Here is a 15297-nt window from a genome sequence, read left to right as displayed (position 1 = left end):
CTCCGGCGCTCAGTACCACTGCCCGCACCACACCTGCGCGCCCGTGCCGTCGACCGTGCAGACCCTGACCTTCAGATCCTTGATCTTGACCGCCGGGTCGGTGTGCAGGCTGGTGTGGCGGCCGCTGTCGCTGGCGTCCTTCACCGTGTTGAGGGTGCGGGTGGCGGGCTTCCAGGTGGAGCCGTCGAGCCAGGAGTAACCGGCCTGCAGGACGGAGTCGTTGCCGTCCTTCTTGAGGTCCCACAGGTTTCCGTAGACGCCGCCCTTGCCGGTCTCCCAGTCCACGCGGACGAGGGCGCGGGCGCCCTGGGTGCCGTCGTACGGGGTGAGGACCGAGCGGGATTCGGCGTAGTGGGCCTCGCCGTCGGTCCAGTGCTGAGGCGCGGCCGTCGCGGGTGCGGCGAGGGCGGCGGTGGCGAACACGGCTCCGGCGAGCGGCAGCAGGACGCGCGCGGGCACCTTGATGGACTTCATGAACTCCCCCTTCTGCGGCCCGCGTTGCGGGCCCTTCGGTGATCAGGTGGCCCAGACAAACACGCCCTCGCGCGGCTTGTCAGCAGCGATAGGGGCTCTTGCTCCTGTCACGGGTGGCGTTCTCGCCAGGTAGGGGGTGAGGAGGGGTGCGGCGCTCCCGCGCGGGCCTGTCCGCCCGCGCGGGAGCCCGGCGGCTAGAGGCGCTTGGCGCTGCGCAGCGCCTTGGCGTAGTAGCCGTTGCCGTCGAGGCGGGACGTGCCGCCCTTGTCGCCGATGGTGGGGCCGTTGACCTCTTCGCGGCTGGAGATGAACACCTTGTGGCCCTCGGCGTCGTGGCCGAGGAAGATCCCCACGTGGTCGAGCCGCTCCTTGGTGCGGGCGTCGAGCTTGAAGAACACCAGGTCGCCGGGCTGGACCACGTCGATCGTCTTCGGGCGGTCCGCGGCGCCGACGCCCTTGAGCGGGATGACGGGGGCGCCGAGCTTGCCGCGGGCCATGCCGTTGGCGGTGCGGGGCAGACCGTCGCCGGTGGTGTCGTTGGCCATCAGCGGGAACCGGGCGCGGTAGCCGAAGACGGTCCGGATGAAGCCGGAGCAGTCGATGGCGCGGGCCCGCTTGGCCTCGGGCTGGATCGTGGTGCCGTCGCGGAAGGTGTACGGGATGCCGAGGTAGTCGTAGAAGTCGGACTGCTCCTCGCGCAGGTCGTTGCCCTCGCTGCCGGCCGGGTTAAGCGGCCCGAACTCGGCGTCACCGGCGTAGGCGATGCCCTCGTCGTCCTTCTTGACGGGCGCGCCCTCGACGTACTGGAACGCCATCGCGAAGAGGTCGTCCTCCTCGCTGCCCGCGAACTCCTTGAACCAGTCCTTGAACCACTTCTCCTTCTCCGCGCCCTTGCGCCACACCTCCGGCATCAGCCGCACCCAGTCGTCGGTGACGACCTTCGACTTGGTGTTGCTGGGCTCGGCGAAGGTGCGGCTCGGCCCGGAGAGGGTCGCCGTGCGGGCACCGTCGGTGAACGTGGCGAGGACCTTGCCGTCCTCGGTGCGCAGGACGGAGCGGTCGGGGTTGCGCAGCCGCTCCCACTTCTGCTTGCCGTCGGCCTGTCCGGTGCCGTTGGTCAGGTCCGGGGTGTCGGTGACGGACTGCACCTTCGGCGCCTTGTCGTGCTCGTCCTTGCGCAGTTCGACGGTCAGGTAGGTGCTGCCCGCGAGCAGGGCGAGGACGGTGACGGCGTGGACTGCGGGGCGCTTCTTCTTGGGCGGCATGTGTGGCTCCGGTAGGTCAGGCGGAGGGCATGAAGCCGAGGAGGATCCCGGCCGTGAGGACGACGTAGGCCATGAGGGTCACCGATCCCGTGGCGAGCAGGGTGGGGCCCTTGGGCTGACGGACCAGCTGGTAGGCGATCAGGCCCGGCACGATGAAGCCGAGGGTCTGGTTGCTGTACATCAGCGGGAACTCGATCGAGAGCACGATCATCACGGTGGCCTGGAGCACCACGCCGGTGAGCACGACCGCGGCGAACAGGCGCTTGCCGTAGAGGATGACGAACTTCTGCATCAGCAAGGTGCAGACGTACGTCAGGACGGTGACGCCGACCACCATGGCGGCGCGCTGGAGGTCCTCGACGAGGGTCAGCGCGAGCCAGCCCGGCGTGATCATGCCGCCGGGCGACAGGTTGGTCGTCAGATAGCAGACGAGCGAGAACAGCAGCCCGAGCGCGATGCCGACCGCGGCGATCTCGGGGGTGAGGACGGACGGGATCAACGCTGCTCTCCTGGGCTGTGCCACTGCTGGGTTTCATCCGCGGCGGGCGGGGCGGGCGGGACGCGCGGCTCGAACAGGCCGCGGGGGGCGGGAGGTTGGGACGGGTCCTGCGGCGGTTCCGTGTGCGGCGCCCGGTAGGACTCGTGCGCGTACTGCTCGTGCGCGCCCTGGTGCTGCTGCGGGGCGTGCTGGTGGTGCTGGCCGAGCGCGGGCTGCTGGTGGTGCTGGCCCTGCTGGTGCTGTGGGTGTGCGGCCTGCTGGTCGTACTGCGGGTGCGCGGCCCGCTGGTCGTACTGCGGGTGCGCGGCCTGCTGGCCGTGGTACCCGTGCGGGGCCTGCTGGTGCTGCTGGCCGTACGCGTCGTAGGTGACCGGCGTGTCGTACGACGCCTGCTGCGCCGCGTACGGTTCCTGCGCCGCGTACTGCCCCTGGTTCTGCTGGTACGCGCCCTGCCCCGCGTAGGGGTCCTGCGCGGCCTGGCCGTCGTACTGCGGCGGGTAGGGCTGCTGGGCGGTGCGCTGCACGGGGACGTGCGCCGCCGGGATCATCCGGTGCGAGCCGGTGTTGGTGTACCGGCTCTCGTACGCCTCCGGGTAGTGCTGGTACGGGTCGATGTGCGGCTCGTACAGCTGGTGGCTGCCGGTGGTCTCGTTGGCCGACTCCCCTGCCGGGGCGGCCGGGGCCGCCGGGTCCTCGCTCTCGTCGGCGGGCAGTTCGGCGAGGTGCTCCAGGAGCAGCTCGCCCTGGCCGTGGATGTTGCCGATGGCCACGAGCGAGGAGTCGGCGCCGAGCTGCCCGAGCAGCTGGCCCATGAACTCCTCCGGGTCGCGCTTGTCGCCGCCGAGGTCGACGGCGCGCGAGCGCCACTCGGAGGGGATGGCGTCGATGGCGGACTTGGCGGGGTGGCCGATGACGAAGACCTTGTCCGGCTTGAGGTCCGGGATGATCTCGCCCATCTGGCCGTTGCGCTCGACGCGGTCGGGGCGGCAGTTGATGACGACGTTCAGCGGCCGGTTGATGGCGCCGAGGTCGAGCAGCTGGTTGATGTTCATCAGCGTCGACTCGGGGTCGTTGGCCGCGAAGACGTTGGCGAAGCGGAGCTTCTTGCCCTCCTCGGTGACGTACCGCTCGACGGAGAGGACACCGGGGTCCGGCGGCGCGTCGTACATGCCCTGGAGGGCGACCTCGCGGCCGACGCCGAGGAGTTCGGCGACCTTCAGCGCGATCGACACGTTCTCCTTGAAGGTGAACCAGCTGAAGCCGCGCAGCTCCTCGTCGGACACCGTCTCGGGGTCGGCGTAGATCAGCTCGCAGTTGCGGGCGTCGGCCTCCTCCTTGAGGATCGCGAAGCGGTCCTTCTCCGCGGTCACGCAGATGCCGTTCTCCGGCATCGAGCGGGACAGCGAGCGCGCCACGTCGTCCAGGGTCGGGCCCATCTCGGCGAGGTGGTCCTCACGGACGTTGCAGAGCACGCCGATGGTGGAGCGGATCAGCTTGGACTGGTTGATCTCCTGGAGCGCGGGCATGACCGCCATGCACTCGATGACCAGCGCGTCCGGGTTGTACGCGGCGGCCCGCCGCACGATGCCGATCTGCTCGACGACGTTGGCGATGCCGAACTTGCGGTAGACCGGCTCCTCGGTGGCGTCCGGGTGGATGAACCGGGCCGCGGTGCCGGTGGTCTTGGCGACCGTGGTGAGGTCGCCGCCGCGCAGGGCGCCCGCGCACAGGCGCGTGATGGAGCTCTTGCCGCGGATGCCGTTGACCAGCACCCGCGACGGTATGTGTTCCAGGTTGGTGTAGTGCCGTCGCTGCTCGATCACGCCCGCGACCAGCAGGACGGCGCAGCACACCACCAGGACGGTGTAGAGGAAGAGCACAGCGGTTCAGTTCCTTCCGGCGAGGCCGGCACTGGCGCCGTCCCGCTTGCGCTGCGTGCCCGACGGCAGCTGCTGCCTGATCAGTTCGAGGCTGCGCGTGACGGCGCCGACCTCGTCGTGATGGACCGGGTACAGGACGGTCTTGCGGTCGCCGTCGGCCAGTGCCTCGGCCTGCTCGGCGAGCTTGCGCAGCGGCCGCACCACGATGATGTGCAGCCAGCCGAGGCAGGCCGCGGCCGCCGTGATGCCGAGCATGCCCGCGAGGACCGTGCGGTTCTGCAGGGTGTACTCGGGGATCTCGAGGTTCGACGCGGGCTGCCAGCTGACCACGGACCAGCCGAGCTGCTCGGCCGCGCCGCCGCCGGCGAACGGGGCGGCGGCCGCGATCTGGATGTCGCCGCCGTCGCGGTACAACACACCGCTCGGGCGCGGCTTGCCGCCGACCTTCTGCCCGGTGCCCTCGACGAGCCCGTTGAGGCGGCCGCTGGGCAGCCCCTGGAACTCGCGGTAGCCGTCGTTGCCACCGATCACCCGGCGCTTGGCGTCGACCACCCGGACCTCGCCGAGGCCGGGGCGCTTGAGCAGCGAGTTCAGGAACTCGATGCGGAACTCGCCCACCACGGCGGCGCCCTGACGGCCCGGCACCTCGGCGGTGCCGATGATGACCGGCTCCTTGCCGTCGTCGTCGATCACCCGGACCGCGGTGTCGGACGGCTTCTCGCCGGAGGGGCTGCGCGGGTCGTCGCCCGCCTTGGAGAGGACCTTGCCGTCCTTGTCGAGGACGTAGAGGGACCGGTAGCGGGAGTGCTGGTTGCGGGCGCTCTCCAGGACCTTGTCCATGTCCGAGGGGTCGGTGCGGGCACCCATGAGGGACGCGAGCGAGGTGAGGTCGGCGTGACCCTCGTTGAGCGCGCGCCGGACCCGGTCGGAGAGGGTGTCGGTGCGCTCGCGCTGGTCGTTGACCATCTGCTGCGGCACCCGGACGGTGTCCCCGGCGCGGTTGATGAGCAGCAGCAGCGGCGCCGACCAGACGAGCAGCAGCACTCCGGCGACGGCGAGCAGGGTCCGGCTGCCGAGCCCCTTGCGCTTGGCAGGGGTGGCCTTGGCCGCCGGTTCGCCGTTGAGCTGGCGGCGCAGGCGTTCCAGGGCGCCGCCGATGCGGGCGGCCTCGCCGTGCTTGGGCACGGACACCGGGCGGCCGAGGTCGCCGCGGGTGAGCCTGCGGCTCTCCAGGAACAGCCGGACGATCGGGCGCTGCACGGTGCGCAGGAGCAGGAAGACGGTGAGGCCGCCGATGACGAGGAGCGCGCCCGCGGCGAAGAGGCCGAGGGCGGAGCCCTTGGTGCGCTTGGTGTCCTCGGCGACCGGGACCATGGAGACGACGCTGAGACCGAGGCTGGTGGCCACGGTGGACTCACCCGCCTCCGGCGCGGCGAGCGAGGCGTAACCGGCGATGGACCGCTCACCGAGGTGGCGGTCGCCGACCAGATGACCGCTGACGCCGAGATAGCCGCCGGAGCCCGGCTCCTTGGCCAGGATCGGGTGGCTGCGCGACTTCTTCGCCGAGATCTCGGCGAAGGCCTTGAGCTGCTTCTCCGAGGCCTTGACCTCCGCCCGCTCCTGGTCGGTGCTGACCTGCTCGGGCTCGGGGATGCCGTCGGTGCTCAGCACCTTGCCGTCGTCGCCGACGACGGCGATGGAGCGGAAGTTGCCGAGGCTGATGCCGGGGAAGCGCAGGCTGCTCGAAGCGACGAGGAGTTGCTGCGGCTGGCCCTTCCAGGCGAGGACGGCGAAGGTGAGCAGCCGGGTCTCGCCGCTCTCCAGGCGCACCATGCGGGGCGCGAGGCCGTCGTCGTCGGAGAGCTTCGCGCGGTCGATCGCGGCCAGCGGGACGTTCTCGCCGCGGGCGGCGAGGAGCTTGCCCGAGCGGACCTCCATGACCGCGGTGCCCATCCACTTCTGGTACACGCTGCTGATCTTGTCGAGCACGGCGTCGGCGGGCACCGGGTCGGACGCGTTGAACAGATCCGCGGTCCGGGTGAGGTCGGTGACGCTCTCGTCGATCGAGGCGCGCAGGGCGATGGCGCCGTCCTCGGCGAAGTGCTGCTGGGACGACTTGACTGCCTTGGGGACGGCTTCCTGGCCGACGCGGCCAAGAGTGAGGGCGGTGACGCCCGCCAGGGCAAGGAGCAGGACCGACAGCACGGCGATCGGGGGGCGGATGCCTCCGATCAGCGACATGTCGGTCCTTCGGCGGACCTTGTGCCGCCGCTTCGTGGGCGAAGCGGCCAAGGGGGTGCTCCTCTCCTGGAGTGACACAGCGAGTGACACTGGTGTGACACGGGGTATGGATGTCGCGCCGCGGCGCACGCGGGCGCGCAGGGGCGATCTGGAATGTCATGACTCATGACGGGTCCGGATGGATGTACGAGCGTAGCCAGATGTGAGCTACGTCAAAGATCCACTTCCGGCACCTTCCACAAGGCCGCCGGACGGTTCACCTGGAGTTCTGCGGAAGTTCTCAGTCCGGCAACTTCTCCAGGGGTTCGAGGCCGTCCTTGCTCGCCCCGCGGTTGAGCAGAGTGCCCTGCGTACGCTCGAAGGCGAGGCGGTAGCGGGCCCGCTGCTGGGTGGTGAGCTTGTCGCCGTCGCGCAGGGCGGTGGCCACGTCGAGGAGCCGGTGGTCCTTCACCGCGTCCTTGGGCAGTGCCGCGCCGTCCTCCTCGGGCTCCGGCGGGATCTCCGTGAAGGTGGGCGCGTACTTGGCGTTGACGTCCCAGTCGTCGCCGTCCTTGCGGAACTCGAACCAGCCGATGACGCCTTCCTCGGTCAGTCCGCTGGGCGCGTCGTGCCGGGCGATCTGGTTGCCGAGTCCGTACGCGATCCAGGTGCCGTCGACCTTCTCCATCGGCTGCACGACGTGCGCGTGGTGGCCGATCACGAGGTTGATCCCGGTCTCCTTGGCGATCCTGCGGCCGAGTTCGACCTGCTGGGCGGCGGCGTTGGGCTGGTGCTCCTTGCCCCAGTGGAGGCTCAGGATCACGACCTCGGCGCCCGCGGCGCGGGCCTTCTTCTCGGCGGCGGCGATGCGGTCGAAGTCGGTGAGGTTGGCGATCCAGGGCTTGTCCTTGGGGACCTGCCGCCCGTTGAAGCCGAGCGCGAAGGCGATCTGGGCGACCTTGACGCCCTTGACCTCGGTGATGAGGGGCTTGTCGGCCTCCGCCTTGTTCCGTGCCGTGCCGGTGTGGCGCAGGCCCGCCTTGTCCAGGGCGTTCAGGGTGCGCGTGACGCCCTCGGGGCCGTGGTCGAGGCTGTGGTTGGAGACGCTGGAGCACTGGTCGTAGCCGACGGCCTTGACGGCGGTGGTGATCTGCGGCGGGACCACGAAGTCGGGGAAGCCCTGGAACGGCCCGCCGGGGGCGCCGACCACCGGCTCGAAGTGGCAGATGCCGAGGTCGGCCTTGCTGATCACCGGCTTGATACCGGCCATCATCGGGCCGAAGTCGATGCCCTTCTCACCCTTGCCCGTCGCCTTGCCGTCCTTGCGGGCCTGCTCGGTGAGTTCGGGATGGATGAGGATGTCGCCCGCGGCGGCGACGGTGAAGGTCGGGTCGCCGCCGTCGGCGGCATCGCCGTCGTCGCCGAAAGGGCCGCAGGCGGTGCCCGCGAGCAGGACGAGCGAGGCGGCGCAGGTCGCTATGAGCCTGCGAGAAGGACGTGTCATCACGAGGCTATCTTTATACAACCATGACTCACCCTCCAATTCGGTCGATAACAAACGCAAAGCGCCGCAAGGGTCTTGTGGCGCTTGCCATCGTCCTCGCGGGCGTGTTGTGCCTCACACAGTGCTCCTCCGCCTCGGACAGCGAGAAGCCGCGCTCCGGGTGGGCCGAGCGCGCGCCCGAGAGCCGCCCGTCGGCCGACCGCTCCCCCAGGAGCCGGGCTCCTTCCGCGACGCCGTCCCCCTCGGCCACGTCGTCGCCCTCGTCCGGCGGCCGCGTCCGGGCCGACCTGGAGCGCCGGGTCACCGCGTACACCTCGGGCTTCTCCGAGGACAGCGGCTACCGCCGCCCGTCGGCCAAGGACCGGCGCACCGTCGCCGAGGGCGTGGCCCTGCTCCTGGACCGGCACCGCTCCCGGGCCGAACGCCGCCTGGCCGACATCGACTTCCGGGTGCGCACGGTCACCGACACCGAGTCCGGGCGGCGCTACGCCGAGGTGTCCGACCTCTCCGAGGACGCCTCCGCGCCGCGCGGCTGGGGCCGGGTCTATGTGGACCTCGACTCCCCGATCCGCTGGTCCGTGCAGGTCCCCCACCCTGTCGCCGACCGCCACACCGAACGGCTCGGCGCCGCGCTCCTCAGCCGCTCCCCCGGCGGCGTCATGGTCATTGCGGGGGCACATCGCAAAGCGGGGCGTGACGACGAGGCGGACGTGGCGCACCGGCGGAAGAGCGTATTCCACGCCATCTGCGACGAGTTGGCGAAGCGCGGCGTGCCCGGCATCCAGGTGCACGGGATGGCGGACGACTCCGCCCCCAAGTACGACGTGGTCGCCTCCACGGGCAAGGGCCGCGAGGCCGTCCACGAGGGCCGGGACCTGGCGGACGCGCTGCGCCGCCGCGGCTACGACGTGTGCCGCGCCTGGGCCCGCTCCTGCCCCCTGGAAGGCCGCAAGAACGTCCAGGGCCGGGGCGCCGCCGCACAGGACACGGAGTTCCTGCACGTCGAGTTCGGCGCGCGGATCCGCGACCGCGAGCGGCACCTGCGGGCGGCGGTGTCGGCGATGGCGTCGGTGACGCGGGACTGGCGTCGGATGTAGGCGGAGGCAGCCGAGGCGCCCCAGGGGGCACCCGGGTGGCCCCCGAGGGGCGCCCGCGCCCACCTCGGGCCCGCCCCGGGACCACCGTCCCCCACGGCTCCCTCGGCCACCCCCCGTACGCACTCCCGTACGCACTCCCCCGCCGCACCCGCCGTCCCCACCGGATCGGGACCGAAGGCTGCCCGGACCGGCCGCTCCGGGGGCAGGATTTGCAGCGCGACTGTGCCCGCGGGGGCGGCCGTCGGCTACTTCTCGCCGCGGCCCGGCGGGCGCAGCACCTCGCCCACCGTCGTCTCCTCCTGCCGTCCCAGGCGGCTGTGCGAGCGGCTGTAGAGGAAGTAGACGACGACGCCGAGCAGCATCCACGCGCCGAACCGGACCCAGGTCTCGGCGGGCAGGTTGAGCATCAGCCACAGCGAGGCGCCGACGGACAGGATCGGCAGGACCGGCACCCACGGGGTGCGGAAGGAGCGGTGCAGATCGGGGCGCGTCCTGCGGAGGATGACCACGCCGACCGCGACGATCACGAAGGCGAACAGGGTGCCGATGTTCACCAGCTCGGCGAGTTCGCTGAGCGGGGTGAAGCCGGCCACGACGGCGATGAGCACACCGAGCAGGATCGTCGGCCGGTGCGGGGTCTTGAAGCGCGGGTGGACGCGGGAGAAGAAGCGCGGCAGGAGTCCGTCGCGGCTCATCGCGAAGAACACCCGGGTCTGACCGAGCAGCAGGATCATGCAGACCGTGGTGAGGCCGACGGCGGCGCCGAAGCTGATGAAGCCCGCGTACCAGGGGTGCCCGGTGGCCTTGAACGCGTCGGCGAGCGGGGCGTCCACGGACAGCTCGGAGTAGTGCTGCATGCCGGTCACGACGACCGACACGGCCACGTACAGCGTGGTGCAGATGAGCAGCGAGCCGAGGATGCCGCGCGGCATGGCCCGCTGCGGGTCCTTGGTCTCCTCGGCGGCGGTGGCCACGACGTCGAAGCCGATGAAGGCGAAGAAGACGACGGAGGCGGCGGTGAAGATGCCCATCACGCCGAAGTTGCTCGGCGCCCAGCCGAACATGAGCTGGATCAGCGGGGAGTCCAGACCGCCGCCCGCCTCGACCTCCTGGGCCTTGGGGATGAACGGGTCGTAGTTCTTGCTCTCGATGAAGAAGGCGCCCGCGATGATCACGACCAGGACGACCGTCACCTTGATGGCGACGACGAGGGACGTGATGCGCGCGGACAGCTTCATGCCGAGGACGAGGATGACGGTGAGCAGCAGGACCAGGGCGGCGGCGAGGATGTCGAAGCCGAAGCCGTCGGCCGCGTCCCTGCTGCCGAGCGCCTCGGGCAGATGCCAGCCCGCGTTGTCGAGCAGCGAGGCGATGTACCCGGACCAGCCGACGGCGACCACCGCCGTGCCGAGCGCGAACTCCAGGACGAGGTCCCAGCCGATGATCCAGGCGGGCAGCTCACCGAGCGACGCGTACGAGAACGTGTACGCGGACCCCGCCACCGGGAGCGTGGAGGCGAACTCGGCGTAGCAGAGCGCCGCGAGGGCGCAGACGACCCCGGCGACCACGAAGGCCAGGGCCACCGAGGGACCGGCGTTGTTCTTGGCGACCGTGCCGGTCAGGACGAAGATGCCGGTGCCGATGATGACACCGACGCCGAAGACGGTCAGGTCCAGTGCGGACAAGGATTTCTTGAGCGCGTGTTCTGGTTCCTCGGTGTCGAGGATGGACTGCTCGACCTTCTTCGTCCGGAAGAGGGTGCTGCTCACGGCGTACCTCCCACGCTTGTCGTCCTCGACATGATCGAGAGGGCACGTTCTGCTTATGCCCCGACGCGGGTGGATTCACGCAAATGGGCCGGTTTCACCACTCTTCATGGTGGCGAAACCGGCCCATCCGGATACGTCGGTCGTCAACGTCGGTCGTCAACGTCGGTCGCGTACGTCAGTCGCGCGCGGGCTCCACGGAGTCCACGGACGCCGCGTTGCGCTCGAACCTGCCGTCCAGCTTGGCGACCAGACCCGTCACCTGGCGGGCGATGTCCGGGGCCGTCAGGCCGATCTCCGCCATGACCTCCTTGCGCGAGGCGTGGTCGAGGAAGCGCGGCGGGATGCCGAAGTCGCGCAGCGGCACGTCCACGCCCGCGTCCCTGAGGGCCTGGGCGACGGCCGAACCGACGCCGCCCGCGCGGGAGTTGTCCTCGACGGTGACGACGACGCGGTGCTGCTCGGCGAGCGGTGCCATCGCCTCGTCGACCGGCTTGACCCAGCGGGGGTCGACGACGGTGGTGGAGATGCCCTGCTTGTCGAGCAGGTCGGCGATCTCCAGGCACATCGGGGCGAGCGCGCCCACAGAGACGAGCAGCACGTCGGGCCGGTCCGTGTCGGCCTTGCGCAGCACGTCCATGCCGCCGACCTTGCCGACCGCCTGCACGGCGGGGCCGACGGCGCCCTTGGAGTAGCGCACGACGGTCGGCGCGTCGTCGACCTCGACGGCCTCGCGGAGCTGGAGGCGGACCTGGTCGGCGTCGCGGGGCGCGGCGATGCGCAGGGTCGGCACGCACTGCAGGATCGACATGTCCCACATGCCGTTGTGCGAGGCGCCGTCGGTGCCGGTCACGCCCGCGCGGTCCAGGACGAAGGTGACGCCGCACTTGTGCAGGGCCACGTCCATCAGGAGCTGGTCGAAGGCGCGGTTGAGGAAGGTCGCGTACACGGCGAAGACGGGGTGGACGCCGCCGGAGGCGAGGCCCGCGGCGCTGACGGCGGCGTGCTGCTCGGCGATGCCGACGTCGTAGACCCGGTCGGGGAAGGCCTTGGCGAACTTCTGCAGGCCGACGGGCTGGAGCATGGCCGCGGTGATGGCGACGATGTCGTCCCGCTCGTGGCCGAGCTTGACCATCTCCTCGCCGAAGACGGACGTCCAGTCCATGCCGCCCGCGGCGATCGGGAGGCCGGTGTCGGGGTGGATCGGGCCGATGCCGTGGAAGTGGTCGGCCTCGTCGTCCTCCGCGGGTTTGTAGCCGCGGCCCTTCTCGGTGATGCAGTGCACGATGACGGGGCCGTTGAAGCGCTTGGCGCGCTGCAGGGCCGACTCCAGGGCCTCGATGTCGTGGCCGTCGATGGGGCCGACGTACTTCAGGCCGAGGTCCTCGAACATGCCCTGCGGGGCGATGAAGTCCTTCAGGCCCTTCTTGGCGCCGTGCAGCGTCTCGTACAGCGGCTTGCCGACGACGGGGGTGCGCTCCAGGAGGTCCTTGCCGCGGGCCAGGAAGCGTTCGTAGCCGTCGGTGGTGCGCAGGGTGGCGAGGTGGTTGGCGAGGCCGCCGATGGTGGGAGCGTAGGAACGCTCGTTGTCGTTGACGACGATGACGAGCGGGCGGTCCTTGGCGGCCGCGATGTTGTTCAGCGCTTCCCAGGCCATGCCGCCGGTGAGGGCGCCGTCACCGATGACGGCGACCACAGCCCGGTCGGCGTACTCCTTGCCGCGCACCTCGTTGGCCTTGGCCAGGCCGTCGGCCCAGCCGAGGACGGTGGAGGCGTGGCTGTTCTCGATCACGTCGTGGTCGGACTCGGCGCGCGAGGGGTAGCCGGACAGGCCGCCCTTGGCGCGCAGCTTGGCGAAGTCCTGGCGGCCGGTGAGCAGCTTGTGGACGTAGGCCTGGTGGCCGGTGTCCCACAGGACCTTGTCCTTCGGCGACTCGAAGACGCGGTGCAGGGCGATGGTCAGCTCGACGACACCGAGGTTGGGGCCGAGGTGACCGCCGGTCTTGGAGACAGCGTCGACGAGGAAGCCGCGGATCTCGTCCGCCAGCTGGTTGAGCTGTTCCGGGCCGAGCAGGTCCAGATCGCGCGGTCCCGTGATGCGGGTCAGCAGCGGCACCCGTGCCTCCTTGCAGTAGAGCGTGTAGCGCTGTTCGAGCATTGCCGGGCCTGTCGAGTCTAATGTTCCGCCGCTGACGGCGTAGTCCGGGCCAAGGGTCCCGCGTCACGCGATCGGCTGTAAATCGACTGGTACGACCGGGGGCGGCCCGGATTTCCGGCCCCCCGGACGGGAACGGATGTTCCCATTCGGGGACATGCCCGTGCCCGGTACCGGAATGTCCGGTACCGGGCACGGGCACGCGTGATCAAGCGCGGACCTGCGGGATCAGGCGCGGCCCGCGGACTTCTGGGTCTTGCGCGAGACCGAGTCGATCACGACGGCGGCGAGCAGCACCGCGCCGGTGATCATGTACTGGATCTCGTTGGGCATGCCCTCCAGGTTCAGGCCCTGCTGGATCGACTGGATCACCAGCATGCCGAGCATGGCGGACCAGATCTTGCCGCGGCCGCCGAAGAGGCTGGTGCCGCCGATGACCGCCGCCGCGATCACCATCATCAGGGTGTTGCCGGCGCCGAGGCTCTTGGTCGCGCCACCGGAGAGGCTCGCGATGAAGAGCCCGCCGAAGGCGGCCAGCATGCCGGAGATCGCGAACACGGTGATCCGCACCCGGTCGACGTTGATGCCCGCGCGGCGCGCCGCCTCCGCGTTGCCGCCGACCGCGAAGACCTGACGGCCGAAGGTGGTGCGGCGGGCCACGAAGTCCGCGATCACGAGCACGGCGAGGAAGAGCACCAGGGCGAGCGGAAGGCCGCGGGCGCCCTCCGGCTCGTTCAGGAAGTACGCGGCGACGAAGGCGAGGACCGCGAGCAGGCCGGTGCGCAGCAGGATCTCGCTGAGCGGCCGCGAGGGCAGCTCGGCGTTCTTGCGGCGCCGGGCGTCCAGGTACTGGGAGGCCCCGTAGGCGAGCACGGCGATCAGGGCCAGGCCGTACGCGGCGGCCTTGTCGGCGAAGAAGTGCGTGGTCAGGTCCTCGACGACGGAGCCGGTGGGCGTGTTGATGCTGCCCTCCTTGCCCATCAGCCAGATCTGCAGACCGCTCCAGCCGAGGAAGCCCGCCAGGGTGACCACGAAGGCCGGTACGCCGATCTTGGCGAAGAAGAAGCCGTGCAGCGCGCCGATCACCAGGCCCGAGGCGATGGCCACGAACACCGACAGCCAGTCGCCCCACCCGTGGGTGACGCTCAGGACCGCCCAGACGGCGGCACCCACACCGGCGACGGAGCCCACGGACAGGTCGATCTCGCCGAGCAGCAGCACGAAGACGATGCCGACCGACATGATGCCGACGCCGGAGGTGAACACCGCGATGTTGGCGAGGCTGGAGGCGGACAGGAACTTGTCGTTCTGGAGCTGGAAGACCAGGGCGATGACGATGAGGCCGACGACGACGGGCAGCGAGCCGAGCTCACCGCCGCGGATCTTGCGGACGAACTCCGACCAGTAACCGGCGAAGCCCTGCTCGCGCACCAGCAGGCGCGGGTCGACGGCCGCGGCGGGGGTCGCGGACGGCTCGGCGTCCACGGCGGTGCCGGTGGCCGCCTGGACCTTGTCGGTGTCGGGGGTCTTGGCGAGGTCGCTCACTTCGCGCCCTCCTTCGTTGCCGTGGCCGTGCGCGCCCTGCGGCGGGTGACGGCGTTGTCCGTGGCGCCGGTGATGGCGGCGATGACTTCCTCGGGCGAGGTGTCGGCGACCCGGAAGACGCCGTTGTTGCGGCCGAGGCGCAGGACCGCGACCCGGTCGGCGACGGCCTGGACGTCGGCCATGTTGTGGCTGATGAGGATCACGCCGTGGCCGCGCTCGCGCAGGCGCTCCACCAGGTCGAGGACCTGGGCGGTCTGCTCGACGCCGAGAGCCGCGGTGGGCTCGTCGAGGATGACGACCTTGGGGTCGCCGACCAGCGCGCGGGCGATGGCGACGACCTGCCGCTGGCCGCCGGAGAGAGCGGCGACGGGGATGCGGACGCTGGGGATACGGATGGACAGCGTGTCCAGGAGCACCCGGGCCCGCTTCTCCATCTTGATCTCGTCCAGGACGCTGGCGCTCTTCAGCTCGCTGCCGAGGAAGAGGTTGGCGACGACGTCGAGGTTGTCGCAGAGCGCGAGGTCCTGATAGACGGTCGCCACGCCGAGGCCCTGGGCGTCGTGCGGGCGGCCGATGCGGACCTCCCTGCCCTCCCACTCGATGGCGCCCTCGTCGATGGGGTGGACCCCGGAAATGGTCTTGACGAGCGTGGACTTGCCGGCGCCGTTGTCGCCGACGAGGGCGACCACCTCACCGGCGTGGATCTCGAGGTCTACGTCCGTGAGCGCCTGGACGGCGCCGAACCGCTTGGAGACCCCGCGCAACGCCAGCACGGGCGTAGCGGACACGTGAATCATCTCCTTCGCCGCCTGACCGGCGGGGATGGTGGTGCGCGCGTGGGGCACGGACGCGTGTGGGGGACACGGGGCCGTGCGGCACGCAGGACAAGGTG

11 protein-coding genes are annotated in these 15297 nt (G+C 70.7%); 1 reads left to right on the top strand and 10 read right to left on the bottom strand.

Annotation, left to right across the window (positions count from 1 at the left end; genetic code table 11):
- Nucleotides 1-9: 9 nt before the first annotated feature.
- From OO63_RS07410 to OO63_RS07385, 6 genes are all read right to left on the bottom strand, one after another.
- The gene (locus tag OO63_RS07410) at nt 10-474 is read right to left on the bottom strand and encodes a hypothetical protein (RefSeq protein ID WP_030357207.1); all 465 of its coding nucleotides are present in this window, start codon (nt 472-474) and stop codon (nt 10-12) included.
- 194 nt (nt 475-668) lie between these two features.
- Nucleotides 669-1739: a C40 family peptidase gene (locus OO63_RS07405; RefSeq protein ID WP_030357208.1), complete on the bottom strand. Its 1071-nt coding sequence runs from the start codon at nt 1737-1739 to the stop codon at nt 669-671.
- A 16-nt stretch (nt 1740-1755) separates the two neighbouring features.
- Nucleotides 1756-2238, bottom strand: coding sequence for a poly-gamma-glutamate biosynthesis protein PgsC/CapC (locus OO63_RS07400; RefSeq protein WP_030357209.1), 483 nt, complete (start codon nt 2236-2238; stop codon nt 1756-1758).
- Nucleotides 2235-4118: a poly-gamma-glutamate synthase PgsB gene (pgsB, locus tag OO63_RS07395; RefSeq protein WP_030357210.1), complete on the bottom strand. Its 1884-nt coding sequence runs from the start codon at nt 4116-4118 to the stop codon at nt 2235-2237. The genes OO63_RS07400 and pgsB overlap by 4 nt, the downstream gene beginning before the upstream one ends.
- A gap of 6 nt (nt 4119-4124) precedes the next feature.
- The gene (locus tag OO63_RS07390) at nt 4125-6359 is read right to left on the bottom strand and encodes a HAMP domain-containing protein (protein WP_033263896.1); all 2235 of its coding nucleotides are present in this window, start codon (nt 6357-6359) and stop codon (nt 4125-4127) included.
- 280 nt (nt 6360-6639) lie between these two features.
- Complete coding sequence (locus OO63_RS07385) at nt 6640-7842, bottom strand: CapA family protein (RefSeq protein ID WP_030357212.1); 1203 nt, start codon at nt 7840-7842, stop codon at nt 6640-6642.
- A gap of 77 nt (nt 7843-7919) precedes the next feature.
- Here OO63_RS07385 and OO63_RS07380 point away from each other — a divergent pair, with 77 nt between their 5' ends.
- Entirely contained in the window at nt 7920-8939 is a 1020-nt protein-coding gene (locus tag OO63_RS07380; RefSeq protein WP_199819458.1) for a hypothetical protein, read from the top strand.
- 245 nt (nt 8940-9184) lie between these two features.
- Here the strand turns inward: OO63_RS07380 and OO63_RS07375 are convergent, their stop codons facing one another.
- The 4 genes from OO63_RS07375 to OO63_RS07360 all read right to left on the bottom strand — a co-directional run bounded on the left by OO63_RS07375 (nt 9185) and on the right by OO63_RS07360 (nt 15202).
- Nucleotides 9185-10708 (bottom strand): amino acid permease, encoded by a 1524-nt coding sequence (locus OO63_RS07375; RefSeq protein WP_030357214.1) that lies wholly within the window; start codon nt 10706-10708, stop codon nt 9185-9187.
- Between the two features lie 175 nt (nt 10709-10883).
- A complete protein-coding gene (gene dxs, locus OO63_RS07370; protein WP_030357215.1) occupies nt 10884-12821 on the bottom strand; it encodes a 1-deoxy-D-xylulose-5-phosphate synthase in 1938 nt (645 codons plus the stop codon).
- 267 nt (nt 12822-13088) lie between these two features.
- A complete protein-coding gene (locus OO63_RS07365) occupies nt 13089-14405 on the bottom strand; it encodes a sugar ABC transporter permease (RefSeq protein ID WP_030357216.1) in 1317 nt (438 codons plus the stop codon).
- Nucleotides 14402-15202, bottom strand: a complete 801-nt coding sequence (locus OO63_RS07360; protein ID WP_078618988.1) for an ATP-binding cassette domain-containing protein — start codon at nt 15200-15202, stop codon at nt 14402-14404. The genes OO63_RS07365 and OO63_RS07360 overlap by 4 nt, the downstream gene beginning before the upstream one ends.
- Between the last annotated feature and the right edge of the window lie 95 nt (nt 15203-15297).

The sequence above is a fragment of the Streptomyces alboflavus genome (assembly GCF_000716675.1).
GTDB classification, from domain to species: domain Bacteria; phylum Actinomycetota; class Actinomycetes; order Streptomycetales; family Streptomycetaceae; genus Streptomyces; species Streptomyces alboflavus.
This window is presented reverse-complemented; position numbering and strand designations above follow the sequence as displayed.